We start from the raw sequence: 21,904 nt of genomic DNA, 5'->3' as shown, positions 1-21,904 counted from the left end.
GGCCGGGTCGTGGCCATCACCGGCGTCGGCAGCGGTATCCGGCCGCGAACTCGCTCTCCTGTGTGCCCATCGGGGCGCGAACCTCGCACTGTGCGACATCAACGAGGCGGGCCTGGCCAGATACCGCTGACGCCATTCGGCGCGTCGGGCGTGCGGTCGTCACCTCTCGGGTGGACGTGTCGGATTCCGATCAGATGAACGAGTTCGCCGTGGCCGCCCGCGCTCGATTCGACGATGTGGATCTGCTGGTCGACCACGCTGGAGTCGGACTCGTCGGAGGCTTCCCCGACATCCATCCGAGGCACAGGCGACGCCGACGAGCGGCGTGAGAACCTCGGCGGTGGTGGCCGGAGAACTGTGCTGGCGCCACAAATGGTGCCCGCAATGTTGTCGCGGTGGGCCGAGAGGATGTGAGCCAAGTCTCCTACCTTCGACATCAGCGATCGACTGGCACGGCGGTACCCGCGGACACGTCACGGACGACGCGGCAGGGCACTCGTCAGCCGTCCAGTTCACCGGCATCGCTTCACATCAGAACCCAGCAACAGAAGGACCCCATCGATGCTCGATATGGACATCACCAAGACGAATGTCGCGGTCGATCGCGCTCTCGCGTCGACCGAGAACCCGAGGCATCGTTACCTGCTGGAGGCGTACAACCGGCATCGCTATCTGGAGATGGCCGGGCGCTTCGAGGAGATCTTCGAGCCGGAGATGACCGTCGGCAACCCTGTCTACCGATTCGATCTTTTGGGGCAGAAGTTGCGACTCGAGGGCGTCGATCAGGTGCGGGCCGTGTACCGGGCGTGGACCGAAACCGACCAATGCGTCTTCTATGCAGAGAACGAAGAGGTCGCTGTCAGTGACCACATGGTCGTCTCGCGGGCCATCATCTACCAGCAGACCGTCGGCGCCGAACTTGCTCAGGGATTTTCCGGCATCGACCCCGATGCGATGTATTTGGTTCGCACCTCCAGCATGATGCTGTGGCCCTATGACGATCGCTGCAGGCTGATCGGCGAGGATGTGTGGGAGTTCGAAACATCCGAGCGAGAATTCATCGAACTCGCCCCCGAAGAGGTACTCACCGCTCAGCGTGCCGGTGAGCTGCTCGCACCGCTGATCAAACCCCTTCAGCCATTTGATGATTCGATGCTTCCCGCGGCGCTGCCGAATCTTGTGTGAAGGTGGGAGCGGCGCCGACGAGCAGTACTCGAGCATGAGGAACTGCTCGATCGCGGTGTCAGTGGGAGTGTCAGGTGTGTGTCAGGTCGGTGTCAGCCAGCCCGGCGACAGTGTTCACATCGAACAAGACGACCGGCACCGACAGGGTTCCAGTCGGCGCCACAACCGATTTCGAGGAGTACACGACATGTCGATCACTATCACCCTGACCGACCAGGACAAGAGCACCCTGCGCACCGCCGCCTACGGCGCCGTGTCGCTGATGGCCGCCTCCGGTGCGCCGCACAAGGGCATCGCGCAGGCCTCGATCGCCCTGACCTCGGCGACCGGGCTGGTCGGACACGTGCTCGCCGCCAAGTCCAAAGACATCCACCTGCAAGGTAAATCCGTCGCCGAACTCGCCGACCAGGTGCTGCCCGCCCTGACCGCGGCCGCGAGCCTGCTTGGCAAGCAGGACCTGCGCGAGGCCGGCAATTTCCGCGACACGGTCCTGGTCGCCGTCGAAGCCGCCGCCGGGCCCCGCAAGGGTGAGACCAGCCCCGCCGCGGCGGTGATGGCCCGCAAGATCACCGCGGCCCTCGACGCAGCCTGATGGAGGTGGGGCGCAGTACAGCTGGTAGCCGACCGGGTAAGACGATCAGCTGCGGCGTCCCTTTGGCGATGTAAATAAAAATGCTGAAATCCCTTGTACTGCAAGGGATTTCAGCATTTCAAGCGGACCGGTCATCGCTGGTTTACGACGCTCTTGGCCCCCACCATGCCCACCATGCTGAGGATGGGGAGCCCGATCACCAAATGTTCGACCGCCGTGGAGATACCCACCCAGAGGTGGCTCGACAGCGCGAGTGGAATGATCACCGCTGCGGCGGTGAGGATTCCGACGATCCAGTTGAAGAACAATTCCGGTGACGGAGTGCCCAGGCGCAGCAGATACCAGAGCACCCCGGCCAGCAGCGTGCAGATGAAGGCCACCGCCGCGAACCAGTACGCGTCCTGGGACATCGGGTTCCACACCCCGAAACTGCCGGTCTCGGTAACCCGGGTGGCGATGATCTCGATAATCCAGGCGCACAGCCAAGCCGCGAGCGCGGTCACGACCGCCGCCGCGAACACACCACCGACGAACATTCCGATGTTGACGTCGGGCCCCTGCTGTGGCCGAGACTGCCGGTCCGGATAATCGGACTGCTGATACGTGCCGTATCCATGGTCTGGGCTGTATCCGTGATCCTGGCCGTACGCGGGGTCACGGTAGTTCCCCGGCTGATAACCCGCTTCGTAATGTGCGGTGTGCTGGTCGCGCGGGTCCCTGGGGTTCAACCGCCGATCACCTCCGTCGAGAGCATCCATGTGCGTCGAGTGTAGGGTGGCCGCGAACAGGCTGCTGCCCGCTTGTCCATTCCGGCGCCCCATAAGGGCTTTCAGCTCACGTGCGCTCGCGCGGGTCGAGCACGACCTGTGTTCCCGGAGTGGTTGCGACCTGTAGGGTGCGCAGTCGCAGCAGTGTCGGGTGTTCCTCGAGCAGTCGCGCGGTATTGGCCAGTGACCGTAGTGCGGCCGCTTCCGCCCGCGCTCGTTCGAGCTCGGCCCGGCCGCGTTCCTTGGCGAGCACGGTTTCCAGTGCTGCCTTGCGGAGTTCGCCGGGCAGCATCAGGTCGCGGGCGTTGAGTGCGTCCATGCGCATGCCGAGTCCTGTTACGGTCGTGGTGATTTCGGCGATGTCCCCGACGAGTAGCGTGCGGTCGGTGACGAGTTCGTCGAGGGAATGGCTTGCCACGGCCCGGCGGGCGGCATCCTGCACCGCCGCGTACAGCACGCTTTCCGGGTACTGCGCACCGGTGGTGAACGCCTCTGGATCGGTGACCTGCCAGTTCAGTGCGTAGCTGACCCGCAGTGAGAGTCCGTCGCGGGTGAGCAGTTCCTGGCCGCCGACATTCAGCAGCCGGGGCCGCATGTCGACGACGATCAGCGTGCAGCGCTTGGCGTCGTAGCGGTGGCGTCCCGGCTCGAGTACTCGCTCGAGTGTGCCGTCGCGGTACAGCAGCGTTCGCTGCCACTCCATGACCGTCGTGTACATGTTTCACTCCTCCCGTACCGTGTGTCGTTGGCTACCTGATTGTTTCGGATGTCACCCGGTTCCGGTCACGGGTTCGCGGCGGGGGCGTCCCGCGGCCGTAGCCGCGGAGCCCGCAGAGCCGTTTGCCGTATCCGACCGGAACCGGGTGACATCGCAGTGGGAATCGAACCCATCCAGGCTTGGAGCCCTTCGCCAGGTGCGAGACCGAGCCCGACACGGGGAACGCGGGTGCGGAGATTCCGCTGCGCCCCTTGACTCGACCTGGAACAACCATAGGGTTCGCGGTACGGGTACGCGAATGATTTATCGCCGCTTCGGTTTCACGCCCGGTTTGGGGGCGGCGTTCGCCCGGGTCGCGGCGACTCGCTTTGCCTCGGTGGCTGTTTCGGCATCGAGGCGGCGGTAGACGAAATGCTGTTGCGCGAGCGTCCAGGCATTGTTCGTGACGAAGTACAGCAGGATCGCCACCGGCAGCAATGCGCCGCCGAGAATCGCGGCCGCCGGGAAGACCCACAGGCTGAGCGTGCGCATAAAGGGCAACTGCGTCGCCCCGGTCTGCCGATCCATTGACGCGCGCGCGGTGAAATGCGTTGCGACAGCGGCGATCAGCATGAGTGGAAGGGCGACGAGCGCCACGGTCGACGCCAGTTCGCCTGCACCGGCGAGTGTTGCCGAGAGGGGTGCGCCGAACAGATCGGCACGCAGGAACGACTGCACATCACTCGGGCCGAAGAGATAATTCGCGGTCGCGGCGTTCTGTTCGGGCGTCATTGCCGCGGTGCGTCCGAACGGCAGGTAATCGAAGGTCCCGGTGCGATCGAATGAACGCAGCACATGGAACAGGCCGATGAACACGAAGACCTGGGCGATCATCGGAATCAGGCTCGCGAAGAGATTGACGCCGTTGTCCTTGTAGAGTTGCTGGATTTCGGTATTCCTGCGGACCGGATCGTCTTTGTATTTCTGCTGCATGGCTTTGACGCGTGGTTGCAGCCGCTGCATAGCCGCCTGGGTGCGCGCTTGTTTCAGGAATGGCAGGAATAGCGCGGCGCGGAGGGTGAGCACGAGGAATATCACCGCGAGTACCCACGCGAGTCCGCTTGCGGGACCCAGGACGGCGGCGAAGGCGGTGTGCCATACCCAGAGAATGGCGGACACCGGGTAATAGATGAAGTCGAGCATGAGAGCACCTGACTGTGGGAACGCGCGGATACGCACGTCGATGGGAAAGGTCAGCCGAATCGCCTGGAGACCAGGCGGCGAGTGATCGCTAAGCGGTGACCGAACCAGGTGCTCGTGGGCGCGGACGTCCAGCGGTGTCCGGATTGCTCTGACGCAGGAAGGAACCCCGTCGGCGACGCTGCGCCGAGGGCGGCGGACCCGAGTGGGCCAGGGCCATCGGGATACGTCGAGTGCTCTGCAGGGCGAGCAGCGTCAAGGTCAGCGACGCGGCGATGACGCCGAAGACGGCCAGTGCCGCCGGTTCATTCGACGGTGCCGCGGCCAGGGCGAGCGCGGGTACGACGAGTGCGAAGACCGCAAACGCCATGAGGTGTACCCGCGAGAACATGCCAAGAGCTTACCGACTACATTGCACAGCCGCCGTCCGGTGTGAACGGATAGACGAACTGGTCGATATAGCCGGTTGGGTAGTCGGGTTTGGCCGCCATACCCAGATCGTCGGTGCCGAAGCGTCGAGCCGGATCGTAGGAGTAAGTGCGGAGAAGGTGATCCCAGATCAGGGTGAACAGGCCGAAATTGACGTCGCCGATACCAGCTGACTTCAGATGATGGAAGCGATGGCCCTCGCTCGAGGCCAGCAGATATTTGGCGGGCCCGATCCGGTAGTCGGCATTGGAGTGTTGCAGCAGCAGCTGGATGGCGACCGAGAGTGCAAGGGTGGCCGCGACATTCGATGGCAGGCCGATCAGGATGAGCGGTGCGACACCGGCGGCCATCTCCATGGTCTGGTGCAGCGGATGTTTCATCAAACCATTGAGGCCGTAGAAGCGTTTGACGCTGTGGTGCACCGCGTGGAAGCGCCACAGAAGTCCGATTTTGTGACTGGCCAGATGTACCGTCGTGATGCCGAAATCGGCGACCAGGATGGCAAGCAGAACCTGGCACAGGAACGGCCACGAGATCGGCCAGCTGTCCGGAGCGGGCACGATGACCGCCAGCAGCGGAATCGCCGCGACGCTGAGCAGGATGAGAATTTCGTTGACGAAGGCATGGATGCGATCGCGCACGGTGTCATCGAGATCGTGGTTCCAGTCGGCCTGGTACGGAATCAGCCGCTCCACCAGAAACGAGACGACGATCGCGACCGCCAGTACGAGCAATAACGAGAATTTCGGCGCGCCAGAGGAACTCAGCGCAATACCGGCGCCGTTGAGGCCGATCAGCATGAAGGGCGCATAGCCGTAGCGCGCGAGACGCTGTGCGGGCGTGCGGGTAATGGTGGTCATGGGGGCAAGCCTGGTCGGCCGTGCCCGGAATGACTTGAACGATTCGGCTGGACCTAGGGGGCGTCGCCGAGATCCCAATCGACGCCTCGGTTGAGGGCCGAGGGCGGTAGTCCGAAGGTGCGACGGCAGGTACGGGTCAGGTGGGAGCTGTCGGCGAAACCGGCGGCGTGGGCGGCGGCGGTGAGGTCGTCGCCGGAGCGGACGCGGGTGATCGCCACATGTAGTCGGAGCCAGAGAATATAGGGTCGCAATGGAATTCCGACCTGTTCGGTGAACAGATGGGTGAGTCGGGTCGCGGAAATGCCGACCCGGCGCGCGACATCCGCGCCGCGGATCGGACCGTCGCCGACGATGGAAGGCAAGAGCCGCAGCACCTCGGTCACCGCCTCGTGGCGCTCGTCCTCGATGCTGTGCGAATTGTCGCGTTCGAGATCATCGACGACCTCGGCGACCAGTTCGGCGAGTGTTTCCCGCTCCGGATCGATGGGCAGGGAATGTTCACAATCGGCCCACCCGTAGGTGTGGGCTCTGCGGTCGGCGGCCGCGCCCGCGACGGACTCCGGATCGAGATAGATCGCGGTGCCGCGCTCGGCTCCGGTGGCGATGCGATGCGGTGCGTCGGCGGGCACGATGACATGGGTGCCGCGATGCCGAATACCGCTCGCGTCCACCACGACCACGGGAGTACATGCGGCGACCACTTGGACGGCGTGATGGGCGTGCAATGCGGTGGGGCCGATGCTGCCGCCGAAGGCGAGCACGCCCGCGCGCAGCAATGCGGTACCCTCCCAACGCAATTCACCGGGCGACCCGGAGACATAGTGCACGGATCGGGGCGAGGTGGATGCCCCGTCGGTAACCAGAGCCTTCATCATCGGATGCTCCCGGGTGACTGCGAATCCCGAATCGGATCCGTCACGGAGACTATCCCGGGCGCACGGCCGCTGTCAGGGTAACGGCGACGCGATCGCCGAACCCGGTGATCAAAGGTCGCCCTAACTCAGGGGGCGAAGACAGCGGATTCGAGGCGGCGGGCCAGTCGTGCCGCGGATAGGGTCATGGCGTCGGCGGGGCGATGCGGGTCGAGGCCGGTGAGTTCGTGTACGCGGGACAGGCGGTAGGTGACCGTATTCCGATGCACGCTGAGCTGACGCGCCGTCGCCAACTGGTTGAAACCGCTGTCGACGAACACCTCGAGGGTCTCCGCCAGCATGGGCTGTGTATCGAGGGGCGCGAGCACCGACGCCAGCCCGGGCCGTGCCGCGTCACTGACCGCCACCGTGTATTCGAACTGCAAATCCGTTCTACGGCAGAGTATTTCGCGACGTGTCAGGCACCGCCCCAGTTCGGCCAGCACCCGCGCTTCGGCAAAGATCGCCGGTATCTCCGCCCTGCTCGCCGCGGCACCGATACCGACCCAGTAGGGCGGCGTTCGATCGGGCTGCTGTGCCGGTAGTCGCGCAGTGAGACCGGTGATCGCGGCCGAACCGTCATCGCCGGGTTGCAGCGGGATCAATGCGGTCCACCCGCCCGCGTCCAGCCGCAGGAAGACGCCCGGAATCGCCTCGACCCGGTGCCGCAGCGCCGAAGCGTGCCCGCCGCGGGTGCCGCAGAGGCGGAATACCGCGACGAGGAAGTCGTCCGCGACCGGAATGACCGGATCATTGGCCCACTCCACCGGATCGCGCCCGGTGAGCAGGGCGTCGGCGATACCTCGGCGACGCTCCAGCAGTTCCCAGCGCGGATCGTGCGAGCGCTGGGTGGCCGCGCCCGCGATGCGCGTCATGACCAGCGTGATGTACTTCAGCAGCACCAGCGAGGCGTCGAGCAGCAGTTCCTGCTCGGCGGGGGAGGCCGCTTCGCGCAGCCGGTCCCAGATGAACGCCGAGCCGAGCCGATATCGGTCCAGCACCTCGGTCAGTGGCGTGCCGTCGCGAAGCCGGTCCATGGCCAGCTCGACGAGTTCCCTGGTGTCCTCTTCGGAGGGGTCGGTGCCCCGGCGCAGATATTCGAAGAACAGGTCGACATTGAGTTTCGTGCCGTGCGCGAAATCGGTCTCGACCAGTGACTGAGGTATCCGCGGGTACGGCGGCAGGCTCCCGTAGAACCCGTCGACCAGTGACGCGGCTCTTCGGTGCAGATCGTCGACGACCCGGTTCCGCGTTTGCGTCATTGAACTTCTCCGTCCCGCACTACGAGTACAAGCTCTCGATCGTGTCGGCGTAGCGGGTGGCGATCGGGGTGCGCTCGAGTTTGCCGGTCGCCGTCAGAACATCGCTTCCTGGCTCCCACACCTCGGGTAGCACGATGTACATCTTGATCTGCTCCACCCGGGAGAGTTTGCCATTGGCGGCGGCCACACCTTGCTCGATTGCGGCCAAGACCTCCGGATTCTTCGCCAATTCGGCGACGGTGGTCGGGGTGAGGCGGTTGCGCTGGGCGAAAGCCGCCGCTGCACGGCCGTCGGAAGTGGCCCGCGCGTTGGTGCGGCCGGTGCGCACCGCCCATCGGACCAGGGCGCGCTTGATCGGATTCGGTTCGGCGGCGAAGCGCTCCTCCAGCGCGCCCTTCACCTTCACCCATATCCGGGGATCGTGGCCGCTGCCACCGCCGAATGTCTGGATGACGCGGGCGTTTTCGATGAAGTTGGTGTGGGTGAGTTCGACGCCTTTCGGCGGTCCGGTGGTACCGGGAGGTGTAGACGATGGTCAGCAGGTCCTCGGATTTCACACTGTGCCAGGTGGTTTCGAAGTCGAAGCCGTTCGCCTCGGCCGCTTCCACCGTCGACAGCGCGATCGTGCCCGCCGGTGCCTCATCGACGCAGAGCACGTGCTCGACGTGACTGCCTTGGGCCGCCGCCTTTTTCGTGGCCTCGAGGATCTGCGGGGCAAACCGGCGCTCGCAGATAACGATCTTGTTGCCCGCATTGCCGAACTGGTAGGCGAGCAGCTCGACGGGTTTGGTGTTGTAGACCGAGAAGGGGGTGCCGCCCGCGTGCGGTACCGCTGAGTCGCAGAGGTGGAATTCGGGTCGGTTGGTCATCATCAAGGCCACCGTGTCGCCGGGGCGCAGACCCAGGGCGGCCAGGCCGGTCGCGATGGCGCGTACCCGGTCGGCGTACTCACGCCAGGTGATCGCCACCGCGCCGCCCATGGTGCGCAGCGCGACCACGTCCGGATACTTCGCGGCATTCGCTCGGAAGGCCGCGCACAGCGTGTCCGGACGGGCTTTACTCGCCGGGACTGTCGATGAAACCAAGACCCAACCTTCTGCTCAATGGTGTCGAGATCACACCGCAGCGCAGGCAATCTCGTCGTCACCTATCAGCACAACGCGTCGACGAACCGTGGCGCTAGCGACAAACGAGCAGACTGCAAGGCCTCACCTTGTGCATTTGACCAAAGATCGTGGGTCGACAGGTCGATAACACCACAGCTGACGTGCTGGCTCACGTCAGCTGTGACAAATCGACAAGCCATCCTTTCGGATAACGCCGCTCAGTCGCAATCCGGCGACGGGGAGGTGACCGGAATTCGGCAGCGTTGGGGGACGGGTAGTTTCGGCCCACGCTGTTCAGGCGGCCACCGCCGATATCGAGGATCCAATCCGGGGTCGAAGTCCCGCCAGTGGCCCAACGCGATCATTGAAAAGCGTTGCCTCCGTATCATTCCGCCGGGCGCGGCGGCCGCGCGCACAGGCCGGGTTCGGCTCGACTCGGCAGCCGAAGCTCGCACGTGATCTTTGTGTGGCTGCCCGGGGCGCTGCGGACACGCCGGATGGTCCGTTATCGTCCGGATTCGGGTCCGTCAGTGATGTCCAAGTCGTATCGTGAGACTCGGCGAGCAGGACCGGCCGTGCCCCTATGGACGGGTGCGGTCGTCAGGGACGGTCGCCTCGCCACCCGCGGATAGACCTGCGCCGCGAAAGCGAGGAGCCGTGTTGGACGAGCGAGCAGCCTTGACTGCCACCACCGACGGAATTCTGGAATACATCTGCGCCGCGGAAGTCGAATACGTCGATATTCGATTCTGTGACGTTCCCGGTGTGCAGCAACACTTTTCGATACCGGCCGTCACATTCGGCGCGGATCTGGTCGACAACGGGATCGCCTTCGACGGCTCGTCGGTGCGCGGTTTCCAGTCGATCCACGAATCGGATATGTTGCTGCTCCCGGATTTGCGCACCGCGCAATTGGACCCCTTCCGTGCCGCGAAGACCCTGAATTTGAACTGCTTCGTGCACGATCCGCACACGCACGAGGCCTACAGCCGTGATCCGCGCAATATCGCACGCAAGGCGGAGCAGTATCTGAAGAGCACCGGCATCGCCGATACCGCGTACTTCGGGCCGGAGGCGGAGTTCTACATCTTCGACGCCGTGCGCTACGACACCAAGATGAACGGCGCCTTCTACGAGGTGGATTCGTCCTCCGCCGACTGGAACACCGGTGTCAAATATAATCCCGACGGCACGATCAACCGCGGGTACAAGGTGCGCCCGAAGGGCGGCTACTTCCCGGTGGCCCCGTACGACGCCGACGTCGATGTGCGCGATCGGATGTGCACGAATCTGCAGAACGCCGGTTTCGAACTGGAGAAGGGGCACCACGAGGTCGGTACGGCGGGCCAGGCCGAGATCAACTACAAGTTCAATACGTTGCTGGCCGCTGCCGACGACCTGCAGCTGTACAAGTACATCATCAAGAACACCGCATGGGCCGAGGGCAAGACCGTCACCTTCATGCCCAAGCCACTGTTCGGTGATAACGGTTCCGGAATGCACGTGCACCAATCCCTGTGGTCGAACGGCACACCGCTGTTCTACGACGAAGCCGGTTATGCGGGTCTATCCGATCTGGCCCGGCACTATATCGGCGGACTGTTACTGCACGCGTCATCGTTGCTGGCATTCACCAATCCGACCGTGAACTCGTACAAGCGCCTGGTGCCCGGGTTCGAGGCACCGGTCAATCTGGTCTACAGTCAGCGCAATCGCTCAGCGGCCGTGCGCATTCCGGTGACGGGCGCGAATCCGAAGGCCAAGCGTCTGGAATTCCGTTGCCCCGACTCCTCGGGCAATCCGTACCTGGCCTTCGCCGCCATGATGATGGCCGGTCTGGACGGCATCCGCCGCAAGATCGAACCCCCCGTCCCGATCGACAAGGACCTCTACGAGCTCACCCCGGAGGAGGCCGCCGAGGTCACCCAGACCCCACCCAGCCTCGATAGCGTGATCGACCGACTGGAAGCCGATAACGACTACCTGACCGAAGGTAATGTCTTCACCGACGACCTGCTCGAAACCTGGATCCGGCTCAAGCGCGATACCGAGATCTCCGAAATCAATGTCCGCCCGCACCCCTACGAATTCGATCTCTACTTCGACGTATAGGTCAGCCGATGTGCAGCTCGCCGTTGATGGTGAGGAAGGCGGTGGGGGTGAGGCCGAACATGGCGCGGAAGGTATCGCTGAAATGTGACGGGGAGGCGAAACCCGCGTCGACAGCGGCGCGGGTGAGGTCGTGGCCCGCGGCATAGGCGCTGCCGACGCGCAGCATCCGAGCCCACTGCACGTAACGGCGGAAACTGGTGCCGGTCTGTTCGGCGAAGGTGCGCAGGAAGTATGAGGTGGACAGCCCTGCGGCACTTGCCTTTTCGGCGGCGCGCTGCTGCTGGGTCGGGTCGGCGCGAATGGCCGTCGCGATGGCGGCGATGCGGGGATCGCGGATAGTGGGGACCGGGATACTGGCCAGCTCGAGCAGACGGTCGATATCCGGTGCCGGGTCGGCGCACAGTTCGATCAGTTCGGCCTCGTTGCGATGGTCGGTGTTGTATCCGCTGACGGTGCGGCGCATACCGCCGAGGCAGCGGGCCATATTCTCCGAGGTCGGGTCGAAGAAGCAGAAGAGCTTGGGCACGTCGGTGTCCAGGATGTGGTGCGTGACGCGGGCCCGGAACAGGAAACTGCGGGCGGTGATATCCGCAGCGTCCGCGACCCGGACCCGGAACGGGGCGTCGAGTCCGACCCCGAGACCGGCGATCGCGGTGGAGTGCGCGCCCAGGGCCATCCCGGGCCCGATGTAGACCGCGTGTCCGAGTCGCAGCCAGAGCCGGGCGGAGGTGACCGCCGTTTCGGGAGCGCACGTTTCTGGAAGTGCTGACCGCGCCATATCCGCGACGATACAGAAAGTCGCAGGACAGACGGGAGATCAGGATGAAGCTGGACGGGCAGGCGGAATCGACCTTCGAGCTGCGGGAGGTGACGGTCGACGGCGCGCGGCTGCGTTATGTCGATGTCGGGCAGGGTGATCCGCTGGTGCTGTTGCACGGCTGGCCGGAGAGCCACGCCGCATGGCGGCACCAGATCGGGCCGCTCGCTTTGTCGCGGCGGGTCATCGCACCGGACTGGCTCGGTTGGGGTGCTTCCGATCGGGACACGAATTTGAGTTGTGATTACGACAGCGAGGTAGAGCGGATCGGGCGCATGTTGGACGCGCTCGGCTTGGAGCGCGTCGATCTGGCGTGTCACGACTACGGCGGGTTCCTCGGACTGGGGTTTCTGCAGCGTCATCCGGAACGGGTGCGCCGCTTCGCGATCCTGAATTCACGCGGCCAGGGCATTTTCACGCCGCCGTACTACGTGTTGTTCGGCTTGCTGACGGTGCTGGCACGGACCGCACTGCTGCGGCCGCTCGTCACCGCACGGGCAATCCAATGGGTGCATCGAGTCGGTCTCGCACCGTATGTGCGCAACGGATCCTTCGACAGCCAACAGCTGCGTCGGTACCTCGCCGTCTTGGACACCGGGGCGGGTCGCCGCTGGAACGCCCACTTCTGGTCCGGCTATCGCGTCCGGATCCGCCCGGAACTGGCTGCCGGACTGGGTGCCATCAGCTGCCCGACGACCGTCATCTGGGGCGACCGCGACCCGGCCATCCCGTTCCGCACCGCCCGGGAACTGGCCGAAGCAATCCCCTACGCCACGCTGGTCCGCATCGACGGCGGCAATCACTTCATCATGGAAGAACGCCCCGACGAGGTCACCGAGGCATTGCGCGCCTGGCTGCTGCGCCCGGCCACTCGGACAGCAGTCAGCGGATAGGGTGGGGTGCCGGTGCCGACGATGCGGAGGTTGCCCCAGGGGTCGCGCTCCTGGAGGCGACCAGCGGTCGGCACGCCGCCGGGCAGGGTGAGCAGTACCGCGGCGCGTCCGGGATCGGGTAACTCGTGGCCGTCGCTCGGGGCGACGCGTCCGTACCAGTGGTAGCGGCCGTCGATCGGATCCGGATGCCCGCCGAGGGTGACCTCGACCGGAACCTCGACGCCCGGGGCGTCGAGCAGCGCCGGACCCGAATACTCGTGTGCCGGTTCACGATCCGCTGGCACGGTCAGGTCGTAGTGGCCGGGGTCGGGTCGGCGCATGGTGCGCCAGTAGGAGACGCCAGCCAGTTTCGACTGCACCCGCCGATTGAATTCGTGCTGGGTCGCGGCACGGACCTCGATCCGACTGTTGGAGGTCTTGCGCAGCAGCTCCAGGCATCGGCGGATATAGCGGGACTGCGCCTCGATCATGAAGACGATGGACTGATTTCCGCCACCGGAATTCGGGCCCATGATGAGGAACAGGTTCGGGAAACCGTGCACGGTGACACCGAGGAACCCTCCCATCCCAGTGCGCCACGCCTTTTGGAGAGTGAGCCCATTCGCGCCGACGATGTGCTGATCGGCGAACCAGTCGGAGATCTCGAACCCGGTCCCGTAGACGATGGCGTCGAATTCCTGCTCGATACCATCGGCGGTGACGATCCCGGACTCGGTGATCGCGGCGATCGGTGAGGTCACCAGCGCGACATTCTCCCGCTGCAGCGCCGTGGTCGACGACTCGTAATCCCGATAGGCCGCCCAGCGGTAGAGCCGTTGCGCCCCAGGCAAATACCGGAACATCCGATGCGCCACCGGCGATAGCGGCCGAGGCACGATCCATTGTGGTGTTCGCTGGAATACCGTCACCTGCTCGGCCTGCTCGACGATCTGCGGTACGAATCGCTCTGTGCTGGCGCCGGTTCCGATGACGGCGATCCGCTTGCCGGTTGCTTCGAAATCGTGATCCCACTGCGCCGAGTGAAAGCTGCATCCCCGGAACACATCCCGGCCCGGGAAGTCCGGCACGCTCGGTTCGTGCGGAGGCCCCGGCGCCAGCACCACTGCGCGCGGCTGGAAATGCCGCCCGTCCACTGTCCGCACGTGCCAGCGGTCCCTCTCGTCATCGAAGTCGAGTGCGACGACGTCGGACCGCAGCCGAATATGCCTGCGAATATCGAACTTGTCCACGGCGCGACGCAGATACTCCGGTATCTCCGGCTCGGCCTTCTCCAGGACGACGAAGTCGTCGACACCGGATTTGCGCAGCTCGATCGCCATGCCGATACCACCGAAACCGGCTCCGACGATGACGATTTCGGGTTCGGTCATGCGTAGAGTCCCCGCCAGCGCCAGATTCGCTTGCCCAACGGACCGATCAAGCCCTGCTTGTCCAGGAACGCACCGAGATTCGCGGCGCCGATGCCGAGCGCCTTCTTGGCATAGGGGTTGTTCGTCGCGATCCGGCGTGCCGTGTGTCCGTCCAGCCCGGCCCGGTCGTACATGTGCCGGTTGGTCATCAGGTAGACGAACAGCGGTGCGGCCACCGCGACACATAAGCGGGTGTAGGCCAATTCGGCCCGCGACATGGTCGGCACCCGACGCGCGAGTGCGTCGCGGGCGAATCCGATATGGCGCGCCTCCTCGGTGACGTGGATCCGCATCGCCCGAGAAACCAAGGGCTGCAACTCCGGATCGTCGAGGGTGCGCCGTTGCAGCGCGTCGAAGATCTCCTCGCCGACGAGTGCGCCCACCCAGGTCATCGACCCGCGCAGGAACAGTGGCAGGGCCCCGATGGCGAGCCGGCCGGGTAGCCGCGGCCAGTACGGCCGCGCCTCGATCCGGTCGATGAGCTTGCCGAACATCATCATGTGCCGGCACTCATCACCCACTTCGGTCAGGGTGTAGTGCGAATGCCGGGTGGTCGGATCATCGCGCATCAGTTCCCGCAGCAGCAGGCGGTTGAGCAGGTTCTCGAACCAAATGCCGACGGACAATACATTGGCCAACTCTTGGCGCGACAGTTCCCGGCGCTGCTGCGGGGTCATCGATTCCCACAGTGCGGTGCCGTAGAGCGAAACCACCTCCGGCGGCAGGAACAGTTTGTCGGGATCGAGCGGCGCGTCCCAGTCCATGTCGATGGCAGGTTCGTACGACTTCTTCACCGAACCGGTCAGCAGGCGCTGTGCGAAGGATTCCTGTGGGATGACTGCGGCCTCGTTGCCCATGTCGGCTCCAACTCTCGAATACCTGATACAAGCTGTAACACTCAGATTAGTGAGACAGACTGTCACGGTCAATAGCTGTTCCAGGTATCGTGAGCTGGTGAGCAGTACCGCGGGAAAGCGCGATCCCGCCGCGTCGGACGGTCGCAGCACCCGATGGCGCGGCCACAAGGCCCGCCGCCGCGCAGACGTCATCGATGCCGCGATCACGGTGATCGAAGAGCAGGGTGTCGAAGTGTCCGTACAGGCGATCGCGGACCGGCTGCGGCTGCCGCGTCCGGTGGTGTACCGGCATTTCGACGGACGCGCCGATCTGGATGAGCAGATTCGTCGGGAGATCCTGAATTCACTACTGACCGCACTGATGCCGACCCTGCAGCCCGACGGCACCCTGCGCGATGCCGTACGGGGCGCGATCGGTACCTATATCGGCTGGGTCGGGCGTCATCCGAATCTGCACCGATTCCTGGGTGATGCCGCACCGCTCGGGGATTCGTCACAGGCGCTGGCCGGTGCGCGCGATCGCATCGGTGGTCGGCTCGCCGACATGTTCGCAATATCGTTGGCGCGCTTCGGAATCGATCCGAATCGCGCCCGCCCGACGGCCTTCGGCATCATCGGCTTCATCGACGGTTTCGTGAACAACTGGCGCTCCGATGCCGGGACCACACTGTCCTGCGATCAAGTCGAAGGCATCCTGACCGAATCGGTGCTGGCGCTGTTCGAAGGCAATGCGCGCAGCCTCGGAGTTCCGCTGGAACGCGACACTATTGTCAAAGACCTGCTGAGCCGCGCGGAACCCGTACGGTCCCAATAGAATCTGTCACCGCATCAGCCACCCCGCACATCGGCGGGTGAGCAATGGCATCACGACCCACACCATGGCCGCGACGGCGATCGGCACGATAACCGCCAGCCGCAGTGGCGGTGCCAGCGGTTCGAGCAGGGGTCCTGAGATTGTCACCAGAACTGTGAGCAGCGGATAGATGCCGATGACCGTCAACAGCCACAGCTTCCATTTGGCCGGAGCCGCGGGTTGCGCGGCAGAGCTGCGGCTTTCCTCTGCCTGTTGCCGAGTCATCGTGTGGCCGTATGGATTTCATCGACCAGCCGAACGGCCTCGGGCAGTTCGATGTGATCGTCGGGGAAGTTGCCCAGGTGGCTTCCGGTGGCGGTGAGTACCGCGGTGGCCGCCAGGCCGCGCACCAGCAGTCCGACGTGTTCGACCGGATCGGGCACGTTGACCGGATCGTCGGCGGCCGCTAGCACCCGGAACTCGCGCGCCGCACCACGAATGCGTGCCCAGTCGAGCGGTTCGGCGAAGAATTCGGCCAACAGGTCATAGCCGACCTCATGTGCTGCGGTCGACACCAGTAGCACTCCGGCGAATTGCCCGGCCGCGGCGACATCGTGCTGCTCGAGCATGCGCAGCACATTGACCCCGCCGATGCTGTGGCCGACCAGAACGGTATCGCCGGCCGGGCCCGCCGCGGCCACCGCTTCGGCGAAGGCTTTGCGCCACGGGTCCAGTCGGGGTGCGTCCGGATCGGGCAGGTTCGGGATCGTCACGGAATGACCGAGCGCGGTCAACTCCGCCGTGAAATGGGGAAACCAGACGCTGTCTGCGCGGGCTCCGAGGCCGTGGTTCACCACGATCGCACTCACTGTCACTCATCTCCTAAATCGAAACGCTACGTAGCGTTTCGCAAAACGATAGCAGACGAATACACTGACCGCCATGGCGACGGGAAGTGCCGCGACACCGCGGTCCGGCGGTCGAACCCGCAGCGAATCCGCACGCGACGCGGTACTGCGTGCGACGGCCGAACTGCTGGAGGAGCAAGGCTTCGGCAAGGTGACGATCGAAGGCGTCGCGGCGCGCTCGCGCGTCGCCAAGAGCACGATCTACCGCTGGTGGAAATCGAAGGCGGTCCTGGTCATGGACGCCCAAGGCATGGTGGTCACCCAGCGCATGCCGGATCCGGATACCGGATCGGTCGAACAGGACCTGACCGTCTTCCTCGAGGCGCTCTACGGTGTCGTGGAATATCCGTTGCGGGTCAAGGCATTACGCGGATTGATGGCCGAGGCTCAGCTGGACCCGGACTTCGCAGGACCGTTCCGCGACTGGGTGCGGACTCGGCGAGATGTAGTGGCGCGCATAGTGATCTGCGGTGTGGCGCGCGGTGAACTCGCCGCCGACCTGGATATCGAGTACGCGACCGATCTGATCTTCGGACCGTTCTGGTACCGCCTGCTCGTCGAACACGCACCGCTGCGACCGGAGCGGGCGCCGATCGATATCGCGCGACTGCTCACCGGATTCCGTACCGCCCTCGGCTGATCAGCCCCGGTGGAATTCGATTGCGAGGGCGAGTAATTCGGCCATGTAATCACCGTCGGTGCGTGACAGGTGCATTGCTTCCTCGGGTGCGAAGGCGCGGACCTCGAGAATATTCTCCGCATCCTCGGGATTGGTCGGCGCGGATTCGAGCGCCACATCCGCCGTGCACCACAGCCACGCCTTGTGCGGGTGCGGCTGCCAAGGCAAGTGCGGTGCAGGGCGATCGGTGGTCGTGTGGTGAGCGCCGAACGGCCGCACCGATCCGACCGGGCGGGCACCGGCCTCCTCCATGAGTTCGCGTCGCACGCAGGCGTCGACAGTTTCGTCTGCCTCCCTGGTGCCGCCGGGCACGATCCAGATATCGCGATCGTCGCGACACAGCACGATATCGGCGCCGACGAAGCAGATGACGTGGATATTGGTGATCAGTTCGTCGGGCGGCAACTCGGTGGAGAACCGCACATCCAGACCACCCCATTCCCAGCGGGTTGGCGTGTGCAGCAACGGATATCGGTCGGCGAGTGTCACGCCGACGACGCTAGTCGACCTACTCGGTCCCGGACTTGCCGATCTGGAAGTGGACGTGATCGATATGGGCCGCGCGACCGGACGTGGCCGGGAGCGGATGGTCGTCCGGATGGTCGGGGTGCAGGATGAAACTCGGATCGCCGATGCCGGAGATGGCAGTCGCGGGATCGGGACTGTCCGAGCAGTCCTGCCATTCACCCGCCGCGAAATCGTAGACGCTGCGGAAGAAGTCGGCGACGAACAGATCGCCGTCGGGATCGCCGAGCGGACTCGCATCGGGTTCGTCGAGCCGGTAGCGCACCCGGGATCCGGTGCCGCGCGGCCATGTTCCGCCGGGTGTCAGGGCGGTCTCGACGGTGCCCCAATGCGCTGCCACGGTGATTCTGCGCGATACGTCCCCGACCGGCATGGTGACACCGGCGAAATCCACGGCGCGGCCCTGGCCGTGGCAGTCGTCGGAATGCGATCCGCGGCCGTCTACCCCGAGGGTGTGCAACTCGGTGACGCCGAAATTCGCCGAGAGGAATCGGCAGAATCGCACCAGTGCCAACGCATTTCGCGAATCGAGATGTTGCGGTGCCCGCGGGGTGTTGCCGTGGCGGATGACCACCCCGGCGAGACTGCCCGGTAGCGGCCGACCGGAGTGTGGGTCGAAACCCGCGAATCCGACCAGAGTCGGTGACGCGGGCCCGTCGAAACGGATCAGGTCATCGTTCGCGAGACGTTCGAGTTCGGCGAACGCGTGGTCCTTACTCATTGCTCGGGCCGGTTCCGACACCACGCACCTCCTGTGCATCTGAAATCGATACGCCGACGCAGTTCGGTGACGTCGCGTCAGCATCCAGCACCGACGCGGAAAGAACACGAGTAGTCCGCTACTCGTGTTCTCCTCGGCCGCATCGGGTCGCATACGCACCGGTTTCGGGTCTTGAACTGCGGCGATGTGCGCAAATGGGCGGTGGCTCAGTGTTCGCGGGCCAGCGCGCGGTAGCTGAGATTCCACACCCACTCGACCGGACCGCGCTCGAATCGGCGCAACCACAGGTGCGCGAGGGTCACGATGATCAGCGCGACCAGCAGGTAGACACCCACGGTGAACGGCACCCGAGCGTCAGGGGAGACGCCAGCCGCAAGCCCGAAACCCCACCCGTAGCACAACACGGAAGCGACCAGATTCTGCAGGATGTAGCAGCTCAGGGCCGTCCGCCCGACTTCGGTGAGCCGCCTGCCGACGAATCCGACCCGCGGACGACGCAGGTAGAACTCCGCGACCAGCGCGAGCAGGCCGAAGGCGACGAACGGGGCGGTGCCGTACCTGGTCAGCAAGACCAGATCGCCGCCGAGCACACCGCCCGCCAGATCGATCGGCGCGGCGACAGCGAATCCGATGATCATGAGCCGCCCACGTATCCGCGCACCCTCCGGTCCGAACACTCCTGCCCGGAACAACTGCGCACCCGCGAGGAATAGCGCGATCGACATCGGGAAGATGAAGATCGGCTCGAACCGGAACATGCCCGCGTTCTGCAGTCGGAACAGCACCAGATCCCAGAACGACCCGTCCGCATAGGGATTCGGATCCAGCGGCGCTCGCGGGGTCGAATCCCGTTGGTTCGCAAAGGTCATCGCGATGCCGATGAGTGTCAGTACGGCAATATGGAATCCGGCTGCGATGGTCAGCCAACGACGTTGCGCGCGTTCACTTGTCGCGAGAATGAAGGCGACGACCGATCCGGTCACCGCATAACCCATCAGGACATCGAATTCCGCGACGAACACGAAGTTCAGCACACCGTCGAGGAACAGCAGCCCGGCCCGCCACGGATAGCTGCCCGGCCACCGTCGACCGGCCCGCACCGCCGAGCCCTGCTGGATGGCCAGGCCGATGCCGAACATGATGGTCAGCAGCCCGAGGAACTTGCCCTGCGCGAGCTGCTGCAGTACTCGCTCCGACCACATCCAGCCGGTCGCCGGGCTGCCCAATTCGTCGATGTATCCGACGATGCCTTCGGGATGGGTGAGGATCCAGATATTGGTGCCGAGCGTGCCGAGGATCGCGATGCCGCGCAATACGTCCAGGGCGGCCAACCGCGCGGGATTCTTCGGCTGGGTGACGCTCGGTTCATCCGACTTGCGGTGGCGCTCCGCTATTTCGGCGATCGAATCGGTCATATTCCGAATATCCCGGCCGCCGCGGCCTGCCCGTATCCTCCGGAAGTACGACCATCGGTATGACATCGAGATCACCCGAGATCGCCGATGCCGCCGGTCGCGACCGGCGGCAGGCACGCGTCGCCTAGGCTCGACGGTATGCAGCGCATCATCGGTATCGAGGTCGAATACGGCATCTCCACACCCACCGAGCCGTCGGCCAACCCGATTCTCACCTCCACCCAAGCGGTTCTCGCGTATGCCGCCGCGGAGGGGGTACCGCGCGCGAAGCGCACGCGCTGGGATTACGAGGTGGAATCGCCGCTGCGTGACGCCCGCGGCTTCGACCTGAGCCGGATGAACGGTCCGGCCCCCGTGATCGACGCCGACGAGGTCGGCGCGGCCAATATGATCCTCACCAACGGCGCCCGGCTCTACGTCGACCACGCCCATCCGGAGTACTCCGCACCCGAGGTCACCGATCCGCTGGATGCGGTCATCTGGGACAAAGCCGGCGAACGGGTCATGGAGGCGGCCGCGCGGCACGCGTCGAGTGTGCCGGGTGCGCCGCGACTGCAGCTGTACAAGAACAATGTCGACGGTAAGGGCGCCTCCTACGGCACCCACGAGAACTACCTGATGAGCCGCGACACCCCGTTCAACCAGATCATCGTCGGGCTCACCCCGTTCTTCGTCTCGCGCCAGGTGATCTGCGGTTCCGGCCGGGTCGGCATCGGCCAGTCCGGTGATCACGCCGGATTCCAGCTGTCCCAGCGCGCCGACTACATCGAGGTCGAGGTCGGTCTGGAGACCACCCTCAAGCGCGGCATCATCAACACCCGCGACGAACCGCACGCCGATGCGGACAAATACCGCCGCCTGCACGTCATCATCGGCGACGCCAACCTCGCCGAAATGTCCACCTACCTCAAGGTCGGCACCACCGCGCTGGTACTGGATCTGATCGAGGCAGGCGAGGATCTGTCGGATCTGCAGCTGGCTCGCCCGGTCACCGCCGTCCACCAGATCAGCCACGACCCGACCCTGCGCGCCACCGTCGCGCTCACCGATGGTCGTGAACTCACCGGGCTGGCGCTGCAGCGCATCTACCTGGACCGGGTGGAGAAGTTCGTGGCCCGCAGCGGCAACGACGACGAGCGGGTCAAGGACATCCTGGAGAACTGGGCCAATGTGCTGGATCTGCTGGAACGCGATCCGATGGAATGCGCCGATCTGCTCGACTGGCCCGCCAAGCTGCGCCTGCTCGAGGGAATGCGCAAGCGCGAGGGTCTGAGCTGGGCCGCGCCCAAACTGCACCTGATGGACCTGCAGTACTCCGACGTCCGCCTGGACAAGGGCCTCTACAACCGCCTGGTCGCGCGCGGCTCGATGAAACGCCTGGTCAACGAGCAGCAGGTGCTCGACGCGATGACCAAGCCGCCGACCGACACCCGCGCCTACTTCCGCGGCGAATGTCTGCGTCGATTCGGTGCCGATATCGCAGCGGCGAGCTGGGATTCTGTGATCTTCGACCTGGGCGGCGACTCGCTCGTGCGCATCCCCACCCTGGAACCGCGCCGCGGCACCCGGGCCCACGTCGGCAAGCTGCTCGACGGTGTGCATACCGCCGCCGAGTTGGTGGAACAGCTGACCACTTAGCAAGTCGCGCGAATAAGCCCAGGTAGCAACGAATATCGCGATCGCAACCACGACGGAGCGAGTCTTACGAGCGACCGTTCGCGGCCCGTCCCGAGTCCGAGTCCTCGAAGCGCATGCGCCGTAGGCGC

Annotated in this window: 24 protein-coding genes and 1 pseudogene; 7 read left to right on the top strand and 18 right to left on the bottom strand. The window is 64.9% G+C overall.

Going from position 1 to position 21,904, the window contains the following annotated elements; all coding sequences use genetic code 11:
* Positions 1-98 precede the first annotated feature (98 nt).
* Entirely contained in the window at positions 99-296 is a 198-nt protein-coding gene (locus NP3_RS49755) for a hypothetical protein (protein ID WP_063037141.1), read from the bottom strand.
* Positions 297-561: 265 nt separating this feature from the next.
* Between NP3_RS49755 and NP3_RS01920 the strand changes: the two genes are divergently transcribed.
* Positions 562-1,185: a hypothetical protein gene (locus NP3_RS01920; protein ID WP_063037140.1), complete on the top strand. Its 624-nt coding sequence runs from the start codon at positions 562-564 to the stop codon at positions 1,183-1,185.
* 187 nt (positions 1,186-1,372) lie between these two features.
* On the top strand, positions 1,373-1,777 hold the full coding sequence (locus tag NP3_RS01915; protein WP_063037139.1) for a hypothetical protein: 405 nt from the start codon (positions 1,373-1,375) through the stop codon (positions 1,775-1,777).
* A 131-nt stretch (positions 1,778-1,908) separates the two neighbouring features.
* On the opposite strand, the gene NP3_RS01910 is transcribed toward NP3_RS01915, so the two are convergent.
* The 9 genes and pseudogenes from NP3_RS01910 to NP3_RS51775 all read right to left on the bottom strand — a co-directional run.
* Entirely contained in the window at positions 1,909-2,535 is a 627-nt protein-coding gene (locus tag NP3_RS01910; protein WP_063037137.1) for a hypothetical protein, read from the bottom strand.
* Positions 2,536-2,611: 76 nt separating this feature from the next.
* Entirely contained in the window at positions 2,612-3,262 is a 651-nt protein-coding gene (locus tag NP3_RS01905; RefSeq protein ID WP_063037135.1) for a slipin family protein, read from the bottom strand.
* A gap of 303 nt (positions 3,263-3,565) precedes the next feature.
* A complete protein-coding gene (yidC, locus tag NP3_RS01900) occupies positions 3,566-4,444 on the bottom strand; it encodes a membrane protein insertase YidC (protein WP_063037133.1) in 879 nt (292 codons plus the stop codon).
* A gap of 88 nt (positions 4,445-4,532) precedes the next feature.
* Entirely contained in the window at positions 4,533-4,832 is a 300-nt protein-coding gene (locus tag NP3_RS01895; protein WP_063037131.1) for a DUF6412 domain-containing protein, read from the bottom strand.
* A 16-nt stretch (positions 4,833-4,848) separates the two neighbouring features.
* A complete protein-coding gene (locus tag NP3_RS01890; protein WP_063037129.1) occupies positions 4,849-5,730 on the bottom strand; it encodes a sterol desaturase family protein in 882 nt (293 codons plus the stop codon).
* A gap of 53 nt (positions 5,731-5,783) precedes the next feature.
* The gene (locus NP3_RS01885) at positions 5,784-6,602 is read right to left on the bottom strand and encodes an AraC family transcriptional regulator (protein WP_084508027.1); all 819 of its coding nucleotides are present in this window, start codon (positions 6,600-6,602) and stop codon (positions 5,784-5,786) included.
* 128 nt (positions 6,603-6,730) lie between these two features.
* Positions 6,731-7,903, bottom strand: coding sequence for a PucR family transcriptional regulator (locus tag NP3_RS01880; RefSeq protein ID WP_063037127.1), 1,173 nt, complete (start codon positions 7,901-7,903; stop codon positions 6,731-6,733).
* 19 nt (positions 7,904-7,922) lie between these two features.
* The gene (locus NP3_RS51780) at positions 7,923-8,309 is read right to left on the bottom strand and encodes a fatty-acid--CoA ligase (protein WP_444980775.1); all 387 of its coding nucleotides are present in this window, start codon (positions 8,307-8,309) and stop codon (positions 7,923-7,925) included.
* A gap of 30 nt (positions 8,310-8,339) precedes the next feature.
* A pseudogene (locus NP3_RS51775) lies at positions 8,340-8,988 on the bottom strand (AMP-binding protein); the annotation flags it as partial.
* Positions 8,989-9,687: 699 nt separating this feature from the next.
* Here NP3_RS51775 and glnA point away from each other — a divergent pair.
* Complete coding sequence (glnA, locus tag NP3_RS01865) at positions 9,688-11,121, top strand: type I glutamate--ammonia ligase (protein ID WP_063037182.1); 1,434 nt, start codon at positions 9,688-9,690, stop codon at positions 11,119-11,121.
* Position 11,122: 1 nt separating this feature from the next.
* On the opposite strand, the gene NP3_RS01860 is transcribed toward glnA, so the two are convergent.
* Positions 11,123-11,899 (bottom strand): AraC family transcriptional regulator, encoded by a 777-nt coding sequence (locus tag NP3_RS01860; protein WP_063037123.1) that lies wholly within the window; start codon positions 11,897-11,899, stop codon positions 11,123-11,125.
* A 44-nt stretch (positions 11,900-11,943) separates the two neighbouring features.
* Here NP3_RS01860 and NP3_RS01855 point away from each other — a divergent pair, with 44 nt between their 5' ends.
* A complete protein-coding gene (locus NP3_RS01855; protein WP_063037121.1) occupies positions 11,944-12,831 on the top strand; it encodes an alpha/beta fold hydrolase in 888 nt (295 codons plus the stop codon).
* On the opposite strand, the gene NP3_RS01850 is transcribed toward NP3_RS01855, so the two are convergent.
* Complete coding sequence (locus NP3_RS01850; protein WP_063037119.1) at positions 12,738-14,201, bottom strand: DUF4873 domain-containing protein; 1,464 nt, start codon at positions 14,199-14,201, stop codon at positions 12,738-12,740. The genes NP3_RS01855 and NP3_RS01850 overlap by 94 nt on opposite strands.
* The gene (locus NP3_RS01845) at positions 14,198-15,097 is read right to left on the bottom strand and encodes an AurF N-oxygenase family protein (protein WP_063037117.1); all 900 of its coding nucleotides are present in this window, start codon (positions 15,095-15,097) and stop codon (positions 14,198-14,200) included. The genes NP3_RS01850 and NP3_RS01845 overlap by 4 nt, the downstream gene beginning before the upstream one ends.
* A gap of 97 nt (positions 15,098-15,194) precedes the next feature.
* Here NP3_RS01845 and NP3_RS01840 point away from each other — a divergent pair, with 97 nt between their 5' ends.
* Complete coding sequence (locus tag NP3_RS01840) at positions 15,195-15,911, top strand: TetR/AcrR family transcriptional regulator (RefSeq protein WP_063037115.1); 717 nt, start codon at positions 15,195-15,197, stop codon at positions 15,909-15,911.
* A gap of 6 nt (positions 15,912-15,917) precedes the next feature.
* Here NP3_RS01840 and NP3_RS01835 read toward each other — a convergent pair whose 3' ends face one another.
* Together NP3_RS01835 and NP3_RS01830 are read right to left on the bottom strand one after the other, a co-directional pair.
* Positions 15,918-16,175, bottom strand: coding sequence for a putative antibiotic biosynthesis monooxygenase (locus tag NP3_RS01835; protein ID WP_063037113.1), 258 nt, complete (start codon positions 16,173-16,175; stop codon positions 15,918-15,920).
* Entirely contained in the window at positions 16,172-16,765 is a 594-nt protein-coding gene (locus NP3_RS01830; RefSeq protein WP_084508018.1) for an alpha/beta fold hydrolase, read from the bottom strand. The genes NP3_RS01835 and NP3_RS01830 overlap by 4 nt, the downstream gene beginning before the upstream one ends.
* Positions 16,766-16,832: 67 nt before the next feature.
* Between NP3_RS01830 and NP3_RS01825 the strand changes: the two genes are divergently transcribed.
* On the top strand, positions 16,833-17,438 hold the full coding sequence (locus NP3_RS01825; protein WP_063037109.1) for a TetR/AcrR family transcriptional regulator: 606 nt from the start codon (positions 16,833-16,835) through the stop codon (positions 17,436-17,438).
* On the opposite strand, the gene NP3_RS01820 is transcribed toward NP3_RS01825, so the two are convergent.
* The 3 genes from NP3_RS01820 to NP3_RS01810 all read right to left on the bottom strand — a co-directional run bounded on the left by NP3_RS01820 (position 17,439) and on the right by NP3_RS01810 (position 20,138).
* Complete coding sequence (locus tag NP3_RS01820; protein ID WP_063037107.1) at positions 17,439-17,966, bottom strand: NUDIX hydrolase; 528 nt, start codon at positions 17,964-17,966, stop codon at positions 17,439-17,441.
* 19 nt (positions 17,967-17,985) lie between these two features.
* Positions 17,986-18,744, bottom strand: coding sequence for a hypothetical protein (locus tag NP3_RS49750; protein WP_063037105.1), 759 nt, complete (start codon positions 18,742-18,744; stop codon positions 17,986-17,988).
* Between the two features lie 185 nt (positions 18,745-18,929).
* Positions 18,930-20,138, bottom strand: coding sequence for a DUF418 domain-containing protein (locus NP3_RS01810; protein ID WP_084508011.1), 1,209 nt, complete (start codon positions 20,136-20,138; stop codon positions 18,930-18,932).
* A gap of 138 nt (positions 20,139-20,276) precedes the next feature.
* Between NP3_RS01810 and dop the strand changes: the two genes are divergently transcribed.
* Complete coding sequence (gene dop, locus NP3_RS01805; protein ID WP_063037178.1) at positions 20,277-21,776, top strand: depupylase/deamidase Dop; 1,500 nt, start codon at positions 20,277-20,279, stop codon at positions 21,774-21,776.
* Positions 21,777-21,904: the final 128 nt, after the last annotated feature.

The organism is Nocardia pseudovaccinii NBRC 100343 (genome assembly GCF_001613225.1).
Classification (GTDB): Bacteria; Actinomycetota; Actinomycetes; order Mycobacteriales; family Mycobacteriaceae; genus Nocardia; species Nocardia pseudovaccinii.
The sequence above is the reverse complement of the archived record's forward strand: the minus strand, read 5'-3'. Positions and strand labels throughout refer to the sequence as shown.

What these genes read in the sequence shown, in the direction of transcription:
- NP3_RS01825 (WP_063037109.1), top strand. Translation starts at nt 16,833, where the DNA reads ATGGCGACGGGAAGTGCCGCGACACCGCGGTCCGGCGGTCGAACCCGC.
- NP3_RS01915 (WP_063037139.1), top strand. Translation starts at nt 1,373, where the DNA reads ATGTCGATCACTATCACCCTGACCGACCAGGACAAGAGCACCCTGCGC.
- NP3_RS01905 (WP_063037135.1), bottom strand. Translation starts at nt 3,262, where the DNA reads ATGTACACGACGGTCATGGAGTGGCAGCGAACGCTGCTGTACCGCGAC.
- NP3_RS01835 (WP_063037113.1), bottom strand. Translation starts at nt 16,175, where the DNA reads ATGACTCGGCAACAGGCAGAGGAAAGCCGCAGCTCTGCCGCGCAACCC.
- NP3_RS01850 (WP_063037119.1), bottom strand. Translation starts at nt 14,201, where the DNA reads ATGACCGAACCCGAAATCGTCATCGTCGGAGCCGGTTTCGGTGGTATC.
- NP3_RS01920 (WP_063037140.1), top strand. Translation starts at nt 562, where the DNA reads ATGCTCGATATGGACATCACCAAGACGAATGTCGCGGTCGATCGCGCT.
- NP3_RS01895 (WP_063037131.1), bottom strand. Translation starts at nt 4,832, where the DNA reads ATGTTCTCGCGGGTACACCTCATGGCGTTTGCGGTCTTCGCACTCGTC.
- NP3_RS01860 (WP_063037123.1), bottom strand. Translation starts at nt 11,899, where the DNA reads ATGGCGCGGTCAGCACTTCCAGAAACGTGCGCTCCCGAAACGGCGGTC.
- NP3_RS01855 (WP_063037121.1), top strand. Translation starts at nt 11,944, where the DNA reads ATGAAGCTGGACGGGCAGGCGGAATCGACCTTCGAGCTGCGGGAGGTG.
- NP3_RS01890 (WP_063037129.1), bottom strand. Translation starts at nt 5,730, where the DNA reads ATGACCACCATTACCCGCACGCCCGCACAGCGTCTCGCGCGCTACGGC.
- NP3_RS01845 (WP_063037117.1), bottom strand. Translation starts at nt 15,097, where the DNA reads ATGGGCAACGAGGCCGCAGTCATCCCACAGGAATCCTTCGCACAGCGC.
- dop (WP_063037178.1), top strand. Translation starts at nt 20,277, where the DNA reads ATGCAGCGCATCATCGGTATCGAGGTCGAATACGGCATCTCCACACCC.
- NP3_RS49755 (WP_063037141.1), bottom strand. Translation starts at nt 296, where the DNA reads ATGGATGTCGGGGAAGCCTCCGACGAGTCCGACTCCAGCGTGGTCGAC.
- NP3_RS01880 (WP_063037127.1), bottom strand. Translation starts at nt 7,903, where the DNA reads ATGACGCAAACGCGGAACCGGGTCGTCGACGATCTGCACCGAAGAGCC.
- NP3_RS01810 (WP_084508011.1), bottom strand. Translation starts at nt 20,138, where the DNA reads ATGACCGATTCGATCGCCGAAATAGCGGAGCGCCACCGCAAGTCGGAT.
- NP3_RS01910 (WP_063037137.1), bottom strand. Translation starts at nt 2,535, where the DNA reads ATGGATGCTCTCGACGGAGGTGATCGGCGGTTGAACCCCAGGGACCCG.
- NP3_RS01885 (WP_084508027.1), bottom strand. Translation starts at nt 6,602, where the DNA reads ATGAAGGCTCTGGTTACCGACGGGGCATCCACCTCGCCCCGATCCGTG.
- yidC (WP_063037133.1), bottom strand. Translation starts at nt 4,444, where the DNA reads ATGCTCGACTTCATCTATTACCCGGTGTCCGCCATTCTCTGGGTATGG.